Origin of the sequence: Tsuneonella flava (genome assembly GCF_002870965.1) — a bacterium.
In the GTDB taxonomy this organism is placed as follows: domain Bacteria; phylum Pseudomonadota; class Alphaproteobacteria; order Sphingomonadales; family Sphingomonadaceae; genus Tsuneonella; species Tsuneonella flava.
Genome location: NZ_PHSO01000005.1, coordinates 83979 through 102017, shown reverse-complemented (window position 1 = coordinate 102017; position 18039 = coordinate 83979). Strand labels below are relative to the sequence as shown.

At 62.5% G+C, this 18039-nt stretch carries 16 protein-coding genes; 8 read left to right on the top strand and 8 right to left on the bottom strand.

Translation table 11 applies throughout. The features are described from left to right. Positions 1-92: 92 nt before the first annotated feature. From CV013_RS07545 to CV013_RS07520, 6 genes are read right to left on the bottom strand one after another with little or no spacing between them, the layout of a single operon-like run. Positions 93-1073 (bottom strand): LLM class flavin-dependent oxidoreductase, encoded by a 981-nt coding sequence (locus CV013_RS07545; RefSeq protein ID WP_102154675.1) that lies wholly within the window; start codon positions 1071-1073, stop codon positions 93-95. After that, entirely contained in the window at positions 1070-1894 is an 825-nt protein-coding gene (locus CV013_RS07540; RefSeq protein WP_102154674.1) for a tetratricopeptide repeat protein, read from the bottom strand. The genes CV013_RS07545 and CV013_RS07540 overlap by 4 nt, the downstream gene beginning before the upstream one ends. 9 nt (positions 1895-1903) lie before the next feature. Further along, positions 1904-2632, bottom strand: a complete 729-nt coding sequence (locus CV013_RS07535; RefSeq protein WP_102155101.1) for an alpha/beta fold hydrolase — start codon at positions 2630-2632, stop codon at positions 1904-1906. A 32-nt stretch (positions 2633-2664) separates the two neighbouring features. Continuing rightward, positions 2665-2856, bottom strand: coding sequence for a helix-turn-helix transcriptional regulator (locus CV013_RS07530; RefSeq protein WP_102154673.1), 192 nt, complete (start codon positions 2854-2856; stop codon positions 2665-2667). Further along, positions 2853-3461, bottom strand: a complete 609-nt coding sequence (locus tag CV013_RS07525) for a hypothetical protein (RefSeq protein WP_102154672.1) — start codon at positions 3459-3461, stop codon at positions 2853-2855. The genes CV013_RS07530 and CV013_RS07525 overlap by 4 nt, the downstream gene beginning before the upstream one ends. A gap of 3 nt (positions 3462-3464) precedes the next feature. Further along, on the bottom strand, positions 3465-3647 hold the full coding sequence (locus tag CV013_RS07520) for a hypothetical protein (protein ID WP_123639889.1): 183 nt from the start codon (positions 3645-3647) through the stop codon (positions 3465-3467). Positions 3648-3782: 135 nt separating this feature from the next. Between CV013_RS07520 and CV013_RS07515 the strand changes: the two genes are divergently transcribed. From CV013_RS07515 to CV013_RS07505, 3 genes are all read left to right on the top strand, one after another. Beyond that, positions 3783-5441 (top strand): alkaline phosphatase D family protein, encoded by a 1659-nt coding sequence (locus CV013_RS07515; RefSeq protein ID WP_223805160.1) that lies wholly within the window; start codon positions 3783-3785, stop codon positions 5439-5441. Between the two features lie 269 nt (positions 5442-5710). Further along, positions 5711-7708, top strand: a complete 1998-nt coding sequence (gene thrS, locus CV013_RS07510; protein WP_102155100.1) for a threonine--tRNA ligase — start codon at positions 5711-5713, stop codon at positions 7706-7708. Between the two features lie 22 nt (positions 7709-7730). Beyond that, a complete protein-coding gene (locus CV013_RS07505; protein WP_102154669.1) occupies positions 7731-8477 on the top strand; it encodes a sulfite exporter TauE/SafE family protein in 747 nt (248 codons plus the stop codon). A gap of 166 nt (positions 8478-8643) precedes the next feature. Here the strand turns inward: CV013_RS07505 and CV013_RS07500 are convergent, their stop codons facing one another. Together CV013_RS07500 and CV013_RS07495 are read right to left on the bottom strand one after the other, a co-directional pair. Then, the gene (locus CV013_RS07500) at positions 8644-9630 is read right to left on the bottom strand and encodes an agmatine deiminase family protein (RefSeq protein ID WP_102155097.1); all 987 of its coding nucleotides are present in this window, start codon (positions 9628-9630) and stop codon (positions 8644-8646) included. 22 nt (positions 9631-9652) lie between these two features. Further along, entirely contained in the window at positions 9653-11341 is a 1689-nt protein-coding gene (locus CV013_RS07495) for a M28 family metallopeptidase (RefSeq protein WP_102154668.1), read from the bottom strand. A 101-nt stretch (positions 11342-11442) separates the two neighbouring features. On the opposite strand from CV013_RS07495, the gene CV013_RS07490 reads away from it, so the two are divergent. From CV013_RS07490 to CV013_RS07470, 5 genes are all read left to right on the top strand, one after another. Continuing rightward, complete coding sequence (locus CV013_RS07490) at positions 11443-14139, top strand: bifunctional [glutamine synthetase] adenylyltransferase/[glutamine synthetase]-adenylyl-L-tyrosine phosphorylase (protein WP_102154667.1); 2697 nt, start codon at positions 11443-11445, stop codon at positions 14137-14139. A 1-nt stretch (position 14140) separates the two neighbouring features. Beyond that, positions 14141-14611 carry a peroxiredoxin gene (locus CV013_RS07485; protein ID WP_102154666.1) on the top strand — a complete coding sequence of 157 codons (471 nt, stop codon included), beginning with the start codon at positions 14141-14143 and terminating at the stop codon, positions 14609-14611. A 14-nt stretch (positions 14612-14625) separates the two neighbouring features. Then, positions 14626-15471, top strand: coding sequence for a ferritin-like domain-containing protein (locus tag CV013_RS07480; RefSeq protein ID WP_102154665.1), 846 nt, complete (start codon positions 14626-14628; stop codon positions 15469-15471). 153 nt (positions 15472-15624) lie between these two features. Beyond that, positions 15625-16329, top strand: a complete 705-nt coding sequence (locus CV013_RS07475) for a M23 family metallopeptidase (RefSeq protein WP_408057025.1) — start codon at positions 15625-15627, stop codon at positions 16327-16329. 143 nt (positions 16330-16472) lie between these two features. Beyond that, entirely contained in the window at positions 16473-18017 is a 1545-nt protein-coding gene (locus tag CV013_RS07470) for an acyl-CoA synthetase (RefSeq protein ID WP_102154664.1), read from the top strand. The last annotated feature ends 22 nt before the right edge of the window (positions 18018-18039 follow it).

The window sequence follows — 18039 nt, the reverse complement described above, 5'->3', positions numbered from 1 at the left end:
GCAAGGCAGCAGTGACGTAGCGTTCGAGCGGCTCGTCCTCTCCTTTAGGCCTGAATGGGTGACGGGGGCCAGAGGGGACTGACGCCAAATTTTCAGGCCAGGGCTTCCATCGTTAATTCGAGCGAACGAACCCGTGTCGCCGGATCGAAGGTTGCACCGGAAACGACGATTTCGTCTGCCTGTGTGCGTTCGATAAAACGCCCGATTGACGCGCGGACTGTGTCCGGTGATCCGATAGCGCTTGCCTGTCCGATATTGGCCAGGATCGCCTGGGCCTGTGGAGGCAACGTGTCGATATACCCCTTTACCGGGGGTGGCAGTTTGCCCGGATTGCCGGTCCGCAAACGAACAAAACTCTGTTGCTGCGAACTGGCGATCAGCTCCGCTTCGGCATCGGTTTCGGCTGTAAATACGGTCATCGCCGCCATCGCATACGGTTTGTCCAGCCATCGCGATGGCTCGAACCGCTCGCGATACAGCGCCAGCGCCGCATCCAGGTGGTCGGGCGCGAAATGGCTGGCGAAAGCATAGGGCATGCCAAGCTTCGCAGCGAGTTGGGCTCCGAAAAGGCTGGAGCCCAACATCCACATTTCGACATTCGATCCATAACCTGGGGTGGCGCGGAGTGGCAGTTCCGGCTCCCCGGTTAGCAAGGCGCGCAGTTCCGCCACGTCAGTAGGGAACATTTCGGCGGCACGGTGCAGGTCTTTCCGCAGGGCGCGTTGCAGTTCTGGCCCTGCGCCAGGCGCACGACCCAGTCCAAGGTCGATGCGCCCGGGGAACAGAGCATCGAGGGTGCCGAACTGTTCGGCAATCACAAACGGATTATGGTTGGGTAGCATGATCCCGCCGGCACCGAGGCGGATCGTGTGCGTCGCGGCGCCGACATGGCCGATAACGACCGATGTTGCCCCACCTGCGATCCCTTCCATCGCGTGATGTTCGGCGATCCAGAACCGCTTGTATCCCAATCGTTCGGCAGCTTGCGCCAATGAAACGGTGGCAGAATATGCCTCTGCCAATGTACCACCTTCGCGAACGGGGACGAGATCGAGGACTGACAGCGGAATCATTGCGCGCCTTCTCCGATTTGAGCGAGATAATCTTTGGCGGTTTGCGCCTGTTCGCTGTCAGGTGCGGTTTCCATCACTGACTGCCACGACTTGCGGGCCGCTTCGCTGTGCCCTGCCAGTATGGCGATCACGCCCGCTTCCAGTCCGATGGCCGGATCTTGCGGATCGAGTGATACGGCCTTTTCGATTTGTGCCTGAGCAGTGGCAAGGTCGCCCGTTCGCCGGGACAACGTAGCTGAAAGCAACCAGGTTTGCGGATCACCCGGCATCGCAGCGCGCGCTTCGGCTAGTGCGGAAGTGGCGTCGTCGGCTCTGTCGAGCGCCACAAGGGCCGAGGCGCGATCAAGAGCGATGGCCCCTCTCACTGACGGATCGAGTGGGTCTTCGTTCTTCGCTGCATCGAGCAGTGCAAGAGCGCCTGCCGCATCCCCGGAAGCGAGCGCGGCGCTGCCTGCCAGTGCGCTCATCCGTGTGCGAAACGCGGCATCTTCGGCATCCGCACGGGCAGCGATGAAAGCTGCGCGGGCAGCGTCCCATTCGCCCATATTGCCTGCCGCGACCCCCAGACAATGTTCGCCTGCAGCGCGTTGCTCTCCGGTGGTTCGCTTGATCCATTCGACCGAGATGGCATGTGCCTTTTCCGGCGCGGTGCGCGCTGTGTCGAGGCAGGTTTCCAGAGCGCTGGGCGTGCGCTCCTGGGCATCTCGGTTGGCGCGGGTGCGCGGCGGGCGATTGTTCATGTCGAGTTGTTCGATGGGGCTGAGGCCAACAGAAGGGTTCGGGCCGACCTGCATCAGAATTGGGAGGAGGAGAGTAAGCATGGCAAACCTTCAGATGGTGGCCACTGTCCGCAACAACAAGGCGATATCTTGTTCGCGCGACAGTCGATGGTCGCCATCTTTGACAAGTGTCAGGTGAACGTCGGTCGAACGCAGCGCCTGTGCCAGTTGTAGCGAAATCTCCCACGGGACATCGTTATCTTGCTGCCCGTGCAGCAAGCGTGCCGGGCAATCGAGCGCGATTTCGCCGATAAGGCGCCGGTTGGCCTGCCCATCGGCCCAGAATGTAGCGTGAGTCGGCGTCGGCTCAGGGCCGTAGGGGTTCTTTTCGTATACCGTTTCCCCATTCAGAAGATTCGCTCTGGCGGCGGCGTCGATGCCCCATTCGGTGAAGTCCGGCGCTGCGGCGATACCCACGAGCGTGTGCAAACGGTGGCCAATCGCTTCGCCCACCAACAACATCAACCAGCCTCCCATTGAAGATCCGACCAGAATAGCCGGATGACAGGTATAGGCATCGATCAGAGTGGCGACCTCATCCCGCCACGTCGACAATGTACCATCGGCGAAGTCGCCGCTCGAACGGCCGCATCCAGAGTAGTCGAGCAGCAGGCATTCGCGCCCGTTCGCTTGCGCCCAGTCGAACAGCGCAGTGGCCTTGCTGCCGTCCATGTCCGACATATAGCCGGGCAGAAACACGATTGCCGGGCCGCTGCCGCTGCAATGGCGAAAAGCGAGCCGGCGACCGTCGTCGAAACTGTGGTATTGAATGTCGTGCATCATGCCACAATGGTCCTATGCGGCCCCTGCGGTCAATCGCGCAGGAAGATTGCCTCTATCGGTTGGCCGAACAGCTCCGCGATACGAAAAGCGAGGGGGAGAGAGGGATCGTACTTCCCTGTTTCGATGGCATTGACTGACTGTCGACTGACTTCCAGCCGCTCAGCCAAATCCTGCTGGCTCCAGTCGCGCTCGGCGCGCAATACTTTGAGCCGGTTTTTCATTGATCGTTGCCTTTGCGGTCGCGCATCACCTGAAAGACATTGGCGAGACCCATGCCCATTGCCCACACCGGAACAACCCACCATGCATCGACATGCGGAACGACCTTGAACGCTTCGAGAAAGCCCCAGAACGTTCCAACGCCAAGCAGCAGCGCAAGCCCGAACAAGGCACTTAGTGTGTTGCGTAACCGCAGATACTCGTCTGTCTCTTCCTTCAGGTATCGCACCATTGCCCAGATGAAGAACAACATGGGCAAGCTGGGCAGAACTGCGATCAGCCATAGTAGCGGCCCTTGCGGGTCGAGATTGTTGCGGATCGACATCGCAACGCCGAGCAATACGATATACGAGACCGCCCATATCATCATCCGCCGGTTATATTGGCGCATGGCGGGCGTAAGAGTCCCACTGGCCGAGGCGCAATTGTTGGCCGATTTTGCCAGTGGAATCAGAAACAGGCAACCTGCCGCTACAAACGGGAGGGAGCGGATGCCGCCAAGGACATGGCGGTGTTCGAACCATGCGACAATCCCCATCGCTCCGGCAAATGCCAGCGCCCACATCCAGGGCCGGCGACCTGCGATTTTATCCACGATCCCTGCCATCGCTCAGGATTCCTTGCTCTTCCTCAGGCTGCATTGGCGCTCCCCTGACAGGGCCCACGGCAAAAACACCAGCAAACCAAGCGGTGTATATTCCGCAAACGCAGCAGGGATGATGTCGAAAATCGCAGCCAGTGCGGCCAGAAGCATGGCGGCAGCAAGCACAAGGCTCCTTTGGATGGTTGTCATGTCAATGTTCCTCTTCAATATGTAAAGCTTACTAGACATGCGAAGGTGAGGTGTCAAGTTTGCTATACATAATGTCGATGACGCTTGGCGATATTGTGTCTTCATTCCGTCGCTATCGGGGCCTAGCGTTGAGGTATGACTGACCAGCCTAACGCGGCCTTGCCTGCCGCTTCGCCTCTGACACGCCGCAGTTTTTTTGGAATGAGTGCGTTGTCGCTCGGGACACTCGCGGCTGCACCGCTGGCAGCACAGGCGGGGGCGCCGTTCGGCAGCGGTTTTACCCACGGAATCGCCAGCGGCGAACCTGCGGCGCGATCTGTCTTGCTATGGACCCGTTTCGTTGCGCCTCATCCCACAACGCTACAATTCGAAGTGAGCGATCGGCAGGATTTTGGGGCGATCGTTGCCGGTGGCACCGTTGAAGCATCCCCTGAACACGATTGTTGCGCCAAGGCAGTGGCCGCCGGGCTGGAGCCGGGGTGCTGGTATTTCTATCGGTTTGTCGCACCGAATGGAGCGATGTCCCCCGTTGGCCGAACCCGCACTTTGCCCGATGGGGCGACCGACAAGTTTCGCATGGCGGTGTTTTCCTGTTCCAACATGGGATTTGGCTGGTTCAATGCCTATCGCCATGCTTGCGAACAGGATGCGTTCGATCTTGCCGTGCATCTGGGCGACTACTTCTACGAATACGATTACGGCCACTACCCTTCCAAGGCTCAGGCGGTTGCCGGGCGGTTGCCAGAGCCAATTGGCGAAACGATCCATCTTGCCGACTATCGGGCGCGTTATGCCAGCTATCGCCGCGATCCCGATCTTGCGCGACTGCACCAGATCTATCCCACGATTACGGTGTGGGACGATCACGAAAGCGCCAACGATTCGTGGAAGGGCGGGGCCGAAAATCACCAACCCGACACCGAAGGCGAATGGAGTGTTCGCAAGGCTGCTGCCATGCGCGCCTATCGTGAATGGATGCCGGTCAGCGATGCCAACTGGGCCAGCTACGACATCGGCGATCTGGCGACGCTGTTCCGGTTGGAAACCCGACTGACCGGGCGTGACAAGCAACTCGATCTGGCTGCCGCTCTTAAAGACACCGATCCGGCGCACATGCAGGCGGCGCTGGAAGCGTTCAAAACGCGCGATTGGGAAAATCCGGCACGTAATCTGATGGGGGCAGATCAACAGCAGTGGCTGTCATCCGGAATGAAGCAGTCCGTCGGTGCCGGTCGCAAGTGGCAGGTGCTGGTGCAACAGATAGTGATGGGATCGCTGTTCCTTCCGCCAGAAGTTGCCGAAGGGCTATCCGCAGATACGCCCGACTATGTTCGCCAGCGGCTCGCAGCGGGCGTTCTGGCGTCGAAAGTCGGCATCCCCTTCAACCTCGATTCATGGGACGGATATCCTGCCGCGCGGCAACGCCTGCTGGATGCAGCGAAAGAGGCTGATGCCAATCTGGTGGTGTTGTCGGGCGACAGTCACAATGCATGGGCGTGCGAACTGGATGGAGCCGGGGTGGAATTCGCCGGGCATTCGGTGACATCCCCTGGCGCCGAGGCATATCTCGGTTGGAAGAAGCCACAGGACACCGCCCGCGAACTGGTCGCCAGCAGCCCCGATCTCAAATGGGCTGAAACCGCGAACCGCGGTTACATGGCAGTGGAGCTGACACCTGAACGAGCCAGCAGTGAATGGCGGTTCATGGATACGATCCGCAAGCGGTCGGACGTGTTGGCCAAAACTCGCCGGATGAGCGCGAACTATGGCGCGCGCAAGTTTGCGGAGGCTTAGATCGACTGGGGGCCGTATCGCTCATTCAACCGATAGGCCTCGACCGCTTAACCTTTCGTGCCTATATGCCAGCGCGATGATGCAAATTCGTGCCACTACCACCACTACCCCCGCGATCCGGGGGCAGGCGGTCGTGCGCTAGGTACGGCTCCTGCCGCCCGGGTTCGGGCGGCATGGCGTCACCTCCCGAATTCGCGAATTGTAATCCGACGCCTTCCGGTTTGCGCCTGCCTGTGTCATGGGCGCGCCATACCAAATGGACGGATACGATGACGGAACTGCTCAAGATCGCTCTCCCTGACGGATCGGTAAAGGAAATGCCGGTTGGTTCTACGCCTGCCGATGTTGCGGCCTCTATCGGGCCGGGGCTGGCCAAGGCGGCGCTGGCAGCGCGGGTCGACGGCGAACTGCGCGATCTGACGCGGCCGTTCGATGGCGACGCGCAACTGGCGCTGGTCACCGCGCGCGACGAGGCGGATGCCCTCGAACTGGCGCGCCACGATTACGCGCACGTTCTGGCCGAAGCGATTCAGTCGCTGTGGCCGGGAACGCAGATCACGTTCGGTCCCGCGACCGATGACGGGTTCTATTATGACGTGAAGGCGCCCGACAGTCGCGATCCGTTCAGCATGGACGATCTGCCCGCCATCGAAGAAGAAATGCGGCGGATCATCGCGGCTGACAAACCGTTGCGCCGCGAAGTGTGGAACCGCGAAGATCTGATCGCCCGCTGGCAATCGGAAGGCGAAGTGTTCAAGGCCGAATGGGCGAAAGAACTGCCGGAAGGTGAAGACCTGACGGTGTACTGGTCGGGTGAAGACTGGCTCGACATGTGCAGGGGCCCACACTTGCCAAGCACGGGCAAGCTTGATCCGCAGGCGTTCAAGTTGATGCGAGTGGCGGGCGCTTACTGGCGCGGCGACCAGAACAACGCGCAGCTTACGCGTATCTACGGGACTGGCTGGCTCAACAAGAAGCAGCTTAACGAACACCTTCATCGGCTGGAAGAAGCCGCCAAGCGCGACCACCGCAAACTGGGCCGGGAGATGGACCTGTTCCACCTGCAGGAAGAAGCGCACGGCAGCGTGTTCTGGCACCCCAAGGGCTTCCGCATCTGGCGTGAACTGGAAGCATATATGCGCCGCGCGATCGATGCGGCGGGCTATCGCGAAGTAAAGACCCCGCAAGTAATGGATGCCCGCCAGTGGGAACAGTCCGGCCACTGGGGCAAATATCGCGAGAATATGTTCGTCATCCCCGACGAAGTGCCCAATGTGGAAGACGAAGGGCCGCTGGTGTCGGACGATGCGGCGTGGATGGCGCTGAAGCCGATGAATTGCCCGGCGCACGTGCTGATTTTCCGGCAGGGCATCAAATCGTATCGCGATCTGCCGATGCGGATTTACGAAAACGGCTGTTGCCACCGCAACGAACCGCATGGGGCGCTGCACGGCCTGATGCGTGTGCGTCAGTTCACGCAGGACGACGCGCATATTTTCTGCCGGGAAGATCAGATCGTTGATGAAGTCCGCAAGTTCTGCGAACTGGCCGACCGGATCTATCGCGACTTCGGCTTTACCTATTCGGTCAAACTGGCTCTGCGGCCTGAGCAGCGGTACGGCTCCGATGCCGATTGGGACAAGGCTGAGGACGAACTGCGTCAGGCCGTGGCCGATGCGGGCATGGCGACCGAAGAATACGGATGGGAAGAGCTGCTGGGCGAAGGCGCGTTCTATGCGCCCAAGCTGGAATGGCACCTTACCGACGCCATCGGCCGCACTTGGCAGGTTGGCACGATCCAGTCGGACCGAGTGCTGCCCGAACGGCTCGATGCCAGCTACGTCGGGGAAGACGGCGAGAAACATCGTCCGGTCATGCTGCACCGTGCGATCTTCGGTTCGTATGAACGGTTTATCGGCATCCTGATCGAACACAATGCAGGTCGCCTGCCGCTATGGCTGGCACCGACGCAGGCAGTTGTCGCAACGATTGTGTCCGACGCGGATGACTATGCCAACGATGTCGCCGCGCAGTTGACGGCGGCGGGCATTCGTACCGAAACCGATCTGCGTAACGAGAAGATCAACTACAAGGTGCGCGAACATAGCCACGCGAAAGTTCCGCACTTGCTGGTCGTCGGCAAGCGCGAGGCGGACGAGGGCACAGTCGCGATCCGCACATTGGGTGAGCAGCAGCAGAAAGTTCTCCCGCTCGCTGAAGCGATTGCGATGCTGAAGGGCGAGGCGACACCGCCCGATCTGCGTTGATCTGCTTGACGGACCTTCGCATGTGATCGCACTCGCCGGGTTTACCCTTATTCAGATTGTCGCGGCGTTGGCGACTGCGTTTGTTGCGGCGTTTGTGCGCGGGCTGGCCGGGTTCGGCATGGCGATCCTGCTGGTGCCGGTTCTGGCATTGGCGGTTACTCCGGTGGAGGCGGTGCTGGTCACCAATGGTGTGTCGGTGCTGATCGGGCTGAGCGACGCGCGTTTCATCGCCCGCCATGCGGAGCGGTCTGCATTGATCATCGCCGCATGGGTTGTTCTGGCGGTTGCGCCTGGATTGTGGCTCCTCTCGATCACGCCCCCGGATATTGCCCGCGTGCTGATCGCTTTCGTCGCGCTGTCAGCGTTTGCTGCAATCCTGCTACCGCAGCGCGCAGCGGATTTGCCGGGGCATTTGCACACTGGCGCAACAGGTATTGCCACTGGGCTGTTGACTGGTTTTGCCGGGATGCCCGGTCCGCCTGTCGTGCCATACTATGTTGGCAGAGCTATCCCGCGGCATGTGGCAAAGGCGTCGATGCTGCTGATTTTCACCATCGCATCGGCCAGCAGCCTCGTTTCGGGTGCGGCGCTGGGGGTGCTGGAGTGGCACTATCTGGTGCTGGCGGCGCTGTTGTTCCCGGCGGTGCTGGTGGGCAACTGGCTGGGCTCGCAGGCATTCGGGAAAGTCAGCGACAGGCTGTGGCGCAGCTTTGTCGCGCTGATGCTGGCCGCTGCGGCGGCTGTGGCGCTGGTGAAGCTGCTCAGCTAACTCAGAACGGCAACGCGCGATCGGCGAAGATCAGGGCGAGGGCGCACCCGCTAACGATCAGCGTACGCGCCATTGCGAATGCGCGATGCTCCAAGGTTGTTTTTGCAAGGGCGATTGCCGTGGCCATGCGACCATTGTGCGCCCGGTTTCCTAACGAGTGGTTAAGTTAAGGGTGTCCGTGTGATCGCAGGCGCGGCATCTGCTGGCTGGCACAGTGGAACCCGCCGCCGCCTGCCAGCACCGCATCTCCCGGCAGGCCAATGGTCGCCCGGTCCGGGAACAGCTCCGCGATAGCAGCGACACCGTCTTCATCGTGCTGGGAACCAAATGTCGGCACGACGACCAGATGACTCGTAATAGCGAAATTGGCGTAGCTGGCCGGTTCGACCCAATCGCCGCGGGTAATCAGGCCGGGTGAGGGGATTTCGCATACCTCCACCCCGAAGTCCTGCGCGCGCGCCCTGGCATCGGCGTAGATCGCGGCATTCGGATCGTTAGGCCCTGTGGCGCGCGGCAGAGCCAGCCTGTTAGGGCCAACGAAACGGGCCAGATTATCCACGTGTCCGTCGGTGTGATCGTTTATCAGTCCGTCACCCAGCCACAGCACCCGGTCGAACCCAAGGTCGCGGGCGAGCCGTGCCTCGATATCATCTCGCGAAAGATCGGGGTTGCGATTGGGGTTGAGCAGGCACTGTTCGGTGGTGGCGACCAGCCCGGTGCCGTCGCCATCGAGTGCGCCGCCTTCCAAAATCCAGTCGCTCTCCACCACGGGCAGGCCTGCATCGCGCGCCAGCTCCGCACCGATGGTCTGGTCGCCATCCATCAGGTATTTGCCGCCCCACCCGTTGAAACGGCAGCGTAGCGCCGATCCGTCCTCGCGCACTAAGGGGCCGGTATCGCGTAACCAGACATCGCCATAAACGCGCCGTTCCAGCCTGACCGCGCCGGAGAGGAGCGATCTCGCTCGCGCTTCGTTGGCGCCATCGCGCACCAGCAGGCGCACGTCCTGCCCGCTTTCCGCCACGGCATTGGCGAATGCAGCGATCTGTTCCTGCGCCGGTTCGAGGAAGCCGGGCCATTCGTCCGCATCGTGCGGAAAACCGATCCACAGCCAATCCTGCGGAGCCCATTCGGGCGGCATACGTGCGGTCATCTGGCGTATCCGGTCGGCAGGATCAGCAGCCGCCCGAATGGGCGGCACAGGACTTGTCGCGAATGGCGCGGAATTCGTCGGTGGCGCGCCAGTTGGGCCATGTGTCGCCGTTGGCCAGCATCTGCCCCAGACGGTAATAGAGCGCCAGATCCTGCGCCAGCCCGGCCCAGTTCCAGTTGTCCGACCATTCGTCGCTCGGCGCATGGTAGTGGTGCTTGGTGTATTCTTCCTCTGCGGCCTCGCCTGCTTCCTTGCCGCCATCGACCCAGTCGCTGCCACGTCCGGCGGTGAACATCGGCACCCCGCGCTTGGCAAGGCTGAAGTGGTCGGAACGGTAATAGTGCCCCTTTTCAGGTGTGCCTTCAGGGGCTTCGACCAGCCCCTGTTCTTTCAGAGCCTGCCGGAACAGGTCGTTGAGGTCCGATTTGTCGCCACCGGTCATCGCATAATCCCGCACCCGTCCGCCGGGCAGCAGTGCATCGATATTCACGCCGCCAACGGTGCGGTTGAGTGGATAGATCGGGTTCTGTGCGTAGTACTCCGAACCGAGCAGGCCCGATTCCTCCAGCGTCAGCGCAATAAATACCTGGCTGCGTTCGGCACCGCCCGCACGGTGGCTGGCATCGGCCAGTGCCGTGATTGCGCCGACGCCGGTGGCGTTGTCGACGGCCCCGTTGCAGATATCGTCGCCGGTGGCATCGGGGGTGCAGCGGCCCAGGTGGTCCCAGTGCGCGGAATAGAGCACATATTCGTCGGGCCGGGTCTTGCCCGGCAGGATGCCGACCACGTTATGCGATGTCGATTTGCGGATCGCATTGTCGAACCCGAAGCTGACATTGAGGCCCAGCGGTACCGCCTTGAATCCCTTCTTCTGCGCGGCTGCGGTCAGCGTAGCGAGATCCATCCCGGCATCTTTCAGGATCGCTTCGGCGGCAGGCTTCTGTATCCAGCCATTGGCCTGCGTCTGATCCATCGCGTTGTTCGGTTTCTGGACATAGTACTGCGCGCCGGTCCAGCTCGAATTGACGACGTTCCAGCCATAGGCGGCGGGGAAGGTGTCGTGCACGATGATCGCAGCGGCGGCACCCTGACGCGCTGCCTCTTCGAATTTGTAGGTCCAGCGTCCGTAATAGGTCATCCGGCGCCCTTTGAAGAGCCCGTCCTGGCTTTCCATCGCATAGTCGGGATCGTTGACGAGGATGACGGCGGTTTTGCCCTTCATGTCCACCCCGGCATAATCGTTCCACCCCAGTTCGGGGGCGTTGATGCCATAGCCGACGAAGACCAGCGGGCTGTTCTCGACACGGGTATGCGGAGTAACGCGGTAACTGGTGGCGACATATTGATCGCCAAATGCAAACGACAGCGGCTGCGAACCGCCGGTGATCGCCATCGGCGTATAATGGCTGCCGGTGATTTCCACTGTCGGCACTTCCTGCAACCACTGGCCATTGTTGCCCGGTTGCAAGCCTGCCTTTTTGAATTCGGCTTCAATGTAATCAAGCACTTTCGGCTCTGTCGCGGTGCTGGGTGCGCGCCCTTCGAAATCGTCGGCGGAAAGGCGTTTGGTCATGGCCTTCATGATCGGGATCGACGGAGCCACCGCTTCTTCGGCACTGGTGAGCGATGCGGTGGGCGCTTCCGGCGCCGGTGTAGTGGCACATGCAGCAAGCGCGAGCGTGGCTGTTGCAACGAACAGGGTGCGGATCATACCGGAAAATCTCCTTTGCCTGCACTCTTATGCATTGGCCGGGGCCAAGGGCAAGGGCAGGTTCTTGCGCCGTTGCGGGCAAACGGGCAGTGACGCGGGCGATGAGTGGAGACTGGACAGCAGCGATAGAGCGGGCGCGCAACCATGCGCCATTCCTTGCCCGTGCGCTTGACCGGCAGCCGGAACTGGCGGCCTTGCTGGCTGCCGGCGACGGTGAAGGGGCACTGGCGCTGGCTAAGTCGGCGGGTGACGGGATCGAGGATACGGGCGTCGCCTTGCGCCGCGAACGACTGGCGCTGGCGACGGCGCTGGCGATTGGCGATCTGGCAGGGGCGTTTCCTTTGTTGCGGATTACCAGCGAGTTATCGGCGCTGGCCGACCGGGCGCTCGACCGCGCGATTGCCGCCACTATCCGCAGCCGCGTGCCCGATGCGGAGCCTGCCGGGATGATTGCGCTGGCGTTGGGCAAACATGGTGCGGGGGAACTGAACTACAGTTCCGATATCGACCCGATCCTGCTCTACGACCCGGATACCCTGCCGCGGCGCGAGCGGGACGAACCGGGCGAGGCAGCGCAGCGCTACGCCCGTGAAATTGTTCGGATGTTGAGCGAAAACACCGCCGAAGGCTATGTTTTCCGGGTCGATTTGCGACTGCGCCCGGCATCGGAAGTCAGCCCGCTGGCGATCTCGGTCAATGCGGCGTTGTCGCATTATGAAAGCTCCGCACTGGCGTGGGAGCGGGCGGCCTTTATCCGGGCGCGTGCCTGCGCCGGGGATGTCGTAGCGGGAGAGGATTTTCTGGCGGCGATCCGCCCGTTCGTATGGCGGCGGAGCCTCGATTTCGGGGCTATAGTCGAAATCCGGCGGCTGACCGCGCGCATACGGGCCAGCCATGCCGGGCCTTCCGCGCCGGGGCCGGGCTTCAATGTGAAACTGGGGCGGGGCGGTATTCGCGAAGTCGAATTTTTCGCGCAAACCCATCAGCTTATTCACGGCGGTCGCGATCCCTCACTGCGGCTGCGCGGTACGCGGGCGACGCTGGATGCGCTGGCGGAAGCGGGGCGGATCGGGCGCGAGGACGCCCGTATCCTGGGCGAAAGTTACGACCGGCTGCGGACGATCGAACACCGGTTGCAAATGGTGGAGGATCATCAGACCCACGTGCTGCCTGCGGGCGATGCGCTGGACAATGTTGCGCGCCTCGATGGATTGGCGGACGGGGCGGCGCTGATCGCTGAACTGGAAGCGATCACGGGGCAAGTGGCAGAGCGATACGACGCCCTGATCGCGGACGATGCCGAAGGCGGCTCAACAACTGCGGTAGCGGGGGATGCGCTGGCCAATAAGCTGGAAACGCTTGGCTTTCCTCAGGCGGCGCAACTCGCGCAACGGATCGAAGGATGGAGCGATGGCCGCATCCGTGCCTTGCGATCCGAAGCGGCGCGGGGTGCGTTCGAAGCGTTGCTGCCCGCCTTGCTGGAACGGTTCGCCAAGGCACCCGATCCGGTGCAGGCGATCAACCGGTGGGAACGGGTGCTGGCCGCTGCGCCGAGCGCGCTGAACCTGTTCCGCTTGCTGGAAGCGCGCCCGGCTCTGCTCGATCAACTCGTGCGAATTCTGATACTTGCGCCGCCGCTGGCCGATGCATTGGGGCGGCGGCCCGAATTGCTCGATGCGCTGATCGACAAGACCGCGCTCGATCTGCCGGGCAGTGTCGAGGAGCTCGCTGCGGAGATGGAGCGGGGCGAAGCGGGCGACGATTACGAACGCAAGCTCGATCGAATTCGTATCGTGACGGGGGAAGAACGCTTCGCTCTTGGCTTGCAAACCATTGCAGCTATTCACGATCCTTTGAAAATCGCCACCGCGCTGGCGCGGACGGCAGAGGCCGCCTTGCTGGTGGCGCAGGCGGCAGCGGAGGAGGAGTTTGCGCGCGTTCATGGGCGCGTGCCGGGGCGCGAACTGGTCGTGCTGGGGCTGGGCCGGTTCGGTGGCGGGGCGCTGACATATGCCTCCGACCTTGACGTTATCTATCTGTTTTCCGGCGATTTTGAGGGAGAGTCGGACGGGGACAGGCCGCTCGGCGTCACGCTCTATTTCAACCGTCTGGCGCAGCGGGTCAGCGCGGCGCTGTCGGTGCCGACGGCGGAGGGGGCGCTGTACGAAGTGGATACGCGGCTGCGGCCGCAGGGCGCGCAGGGGCCGCTGGCGGTTAGCTTCCAAAGCTTTGAACAATATCAGAAAAATGAGGCGTGGACGTGGGAGCATATGGCGCTCACGCGCGCTCGCCCGCTGACCGGGTCGAGCGAAGTTCGCCAGCAATTACAAGCGACTATCGACAGTGTGCTGCATCAGGAACGCGACCCGGAGAAGCTGCGGGCCGATGCGCTGAAGATGCGCGCAGAGATGGCGCGGCACAAACCGGCCAAGGGTCCGCTTGATGCCAAGCTGGCGCGCGGCGGACTGGTCGATCTGGAATTCCTGATACATTACCTGCAATTACGCGAACGCACGGCTTTCAATCCACGGCTGGGAATTGCTGTCGAAGAGCTGGTAGGGCAGGGCCTTCTGCCGCCCGCCGTGGTGGAGGCGCGGCAGTTGATGACCCGCTTGCTGGTGGCGGGCCGCTTGCTGTCGCCCGACCTTGCGGAGCCCGGTGCGGATGCGGCGCAGGCGCTGGCCGAGGCATGTGGGCAGAGTGATTTTACGGCGCTTTTACATGCCTTTACAGCGGCGCGGCAGGAAGTGGCCGCCGCCTGGGCCGCGGCATTCGACGAGAAACTGGAGACGACCTGACATGACTTTCCCGCAAGTGGGCGACAAGATGCCCGACATCGCTATGGAAACGCCCGACGGTGGCACCATTTCACCATCATCTTTGACAGGAAAGAAGGCGGTTATCTGGTTCTATCCAAAGGACAATACCCCCGGATGCACCACCGAGGCGAAGGATTTCACCACATTGGCGGATGAATTCGCCGCACACGGGGTCGCATTGCTTGGGGTAAGCAAGGATTCGCCGCAAAAACACCGCAACTTCATCGAAAAGCAGGATCTGAAGGTGCCGCTGGCCACCGATGCGGAAGAAGGCGGCCTGTCCGATGCGCTGGGCGTGTGGGGCGAGAAGAAGAATTACGGCCGGACCTACATGGGCATGATCCGCAGCACCTATCTGCTGGCCGCAGATGGCACGATTGCCCGCATCTGGAGCAAAGTGCGGGTCAAGGGCCACGCGCAGGAAGTGCTGGAGGCCGCGAAGGCGCTTTGAGCAATCCGCCATCCATGACCGCGTCTCCGATCGCCGCAGACCCGCCCGCCGCCAATCCGCCCGCCGCGCCCGCCGCTGTTGGATCGGCGATCCGTGCTGCGCTGCTGACCGCCGATCCGCAGGCGAAGGTGTTCGCGGCGCGGCAGGTTGCGCGCGACTGGCGGCTGGGGCGGCTGGCGTGGGGGTTCGATGCGGCGATGCCCGACCGCCCGGCGCGGCCCGCAGCGCCGGAGCTGCTGGCACCCAACCGCATGCCCAAGCGCGGGCGCGGGGGATCGGAACGGGCGCGGATCGCGCTGTGGCATTCGCTGGCGCATATCGAATTCGTCGCCATCGATCTCGCGCTCGATATGGCGGGGCGGTTCGGCGCAGAGATGGGGGCGGAATTCGTCAGCGATTTTCTGGCGGTGGCCGCGGACGAGGCGATGCATTTCGCGCTGATCGATCGCAAGCTGCGCCAGTTGGGCAGCCATTATGGCGCTTTGCCCGCGCACGACGGGCTGTGGCAGGCGGCGGAGGAAACCGCGCACGATGTCGCCGCGCGGCTGGCTGTGGTGCCGATGGTGCTGGAGGCGCGCGGGCTGGATGTCACGCCCGCCATGCGCGACCGGGTACGGGCGCAGGGCGACGAAGCGGGCGCGCGGCTGCTTCAGCGAATCCTTGACGATGAAATCCGCCATGTCGCGGTCGGCGCCAGGTATCTTGGGGCGATTGCTGAATCGCTTGGTGAATCGGCAGAAAATCTCTGGATTCGGCTGGTTCGGCGGCACTTTAGGGGTGGGCTGAAGCCTCCGTTCAACGACTCGGCGCGTTCAGCAGCCGGTTTATCGCTGGAAGCGTGCGCTGCGCTTGCTTCGTAAATCTTTCAACGGTTAACCCATAATCCACGAGACGGCGGGGGGTTCCGTAAAGTCTCAGAAATTTTTCGCGAAGCAGGCCTTCGGGTTTGTTTTGCCGATACCTTCGGATCGTACCGCGCATTGCATGTGCGGCAAAAACAAGGACGGGATTTCGTGGTCGTAAGCAGTTTGCAACGCCGAATCTTCGCCGTGATCGCATCGGTTGCCGCTTTTTTCACCGCAGGGATGAGCCCGGCACTGGCCAATGCCAGCGCCGCCGCTGCCACCGACATTTCCGCCCCGGTGCGCGATGCCAAAGCATCGTCGATCTCCGGCGGGGATGAACAGTTCAAGCAACTGTTCGCTTCGTGGCGCTCGCTCGATCAGAACGGTCCGTCGGCACCGCCGGCAACATCCATCGCCGTGTCGATCCCGTCGCAGATGCCGGTCGATGGCGCCCGCACCACCAGCAATTACGGGATGCGCGAACACCCGGTTATCGGTGGCCGTCGCGCGCACAAGGGTATCGATCTGGCCGCGCCGACCGGCACCCCGGTCTATGCCACGGCAGACGGTGTGGTGCAGCGCGCCGATCGTTTTTCCAGCTACGGCCTCTATATCGCGATCGATCACGGCGCGTCGCTGCAGACCCGCTATGCCCACCTGTCGCGTCTGGCGGTTGCCGCTGGCGAACGGGTGAAGAAAGGCGAAGTGATCGGCTATGTCGGCAGCACCGGCCGTTCGACCGGCCCGCACCTGCATTACGAAGTCCGCGTCGATGGCCAGGCGGTCAACCCGATCCCGTACATGGTTGAATCGGATGCTCAGCGCCGGGTGATGATGGTGGCGGACAGCACCGGCGGCCGCGGCGGCGAGTAAGCCCGCCCGCTTCGCAATCACCGCAAGCAAGCAAAAAGGCGGCCGGGAGCGATCCCGCCGCCTTTTTGCTTGCCCGGTTGCCGTTTGCAACTAGTCTCGACCCAATCGAACTCCGCATAAGGAGTCGCAATGGAGAGAGATGGATGCACCCGGTAAGCCACGCGCAGACCCGTGCCGACCGCCCGGCGATTATCATGGCCGACAGCGGTGAAACGGTGACCTATGCCGAGATGGACGCCACCGCCAACCGCTTTGCCCAATGGCTGCGCGCCAACGGGTTCGGGCGGGGCGATGCCTTTGGCGTGTTGATGGAAAACAACGCGCTCTATCTGCCGCTGGTGTGGGGATCGCAACGCGCGGGCACGATGCTGGTGCCGGTTTCCACCCGGCTGACTGCGCCGGAGGTCGCCTATATCCTCCGCGATTCGGGGGCGAAGACGCTGATTACGACTCCGTATTTCGCCGATGTCAGCGCGGCGCTGCGCGACGAATGCCCCGATTGCCGCCAGATGATCGTAGGCGGCGCGGGGGCGGAGGATTTCTCCGCTGCGCTGGCGCAACAGCCCGCCACGCCGATCCCCGATCAGGCACCGGGCGCCTATATGCTCTATAGCTCAGGCACGACAGGGCGACCCAAAGGCGTGAAGCCGCCGCCGCCGCCGAGCGAGGATATTCAGGAAACCAACGCGCTGGTCGGGCTGGCGGTGATGGGCGTGGGGATGCCCGCCGATGGCGAGATGGTCTATCTCTCCCCCGCGCCGCTGTATCATGCCGCTCCGCTGGCGTGGTGCTGCACGGTCCACCGGCTGGGCGGCACAGTCGTGATTATGGAGAAATTCGATCCCGAAGCGGCGCTGGCGGCGATTGAGAAATACCGTGTGACCGACAGCCAGTGGGTGCCGACCCATTTCATCCGTATGCTCAAGCTGGAGGAGGATGTTCGCACCCGCTACGATTTGTCGAGCCACCGCCGCGCGATCCACGCCGCCGCCCCGTGCCCGGTGCCGGTGAAGCGGGCGATGATCGAATGGTGGGGGCCGATCGTGCTGGAATACTATGCCGGGTCCGAAGGGATCGGCATGACATTGATCCGCAGCGAGGACTGGCTGACACACCAGGGCAGCGTGGGGCGTGCAATTCATGGCAAGCTGCATGTCTGCGGCCCGGACGGGGCGGAAGTGCCCGCGGGCACCGATGGTCTGCTCTATTTCGAGAACGATGTCCTGCCCACGTATCACAACGACCCGGAAAAGACAGCGGAGGCGATGCATCGCGAAGGGTGGATGACACTGGGCGATATCGGGCATGTCGATGAAGACGGGTTCCTCTATCTGACCGACCGCAAGAGCCACATGATTATCTCCGGCGGGGTCAATATTTATCCGCAGGAAATCGAGAACCTGCTGGTCACGCATGACAAGGTGATGGACGCCGCGGTGATCGGCGCGCCCGATCCCGATATGGGCGAACGGGTTGTTGCCGTGGTCCAGCCGGTCGATATGGCGGACGCCGGGCCTGCGCTGGAGGAAGAACTGCGCGCCTTCCTCGCCCCCGGTCTCGCCCGCATCAAGATGCCGCGCCAGATCGATTTCCGCGCGCAACTGCCGCGCGAAGCCAATGGCAAGCTTTATAAGCGCGAACTGCGCGACGAATATGCGGCGATAGCTGCTCAGACTGAGAACGCGTGACGGTTGGGGGCTGGTGGGGTGC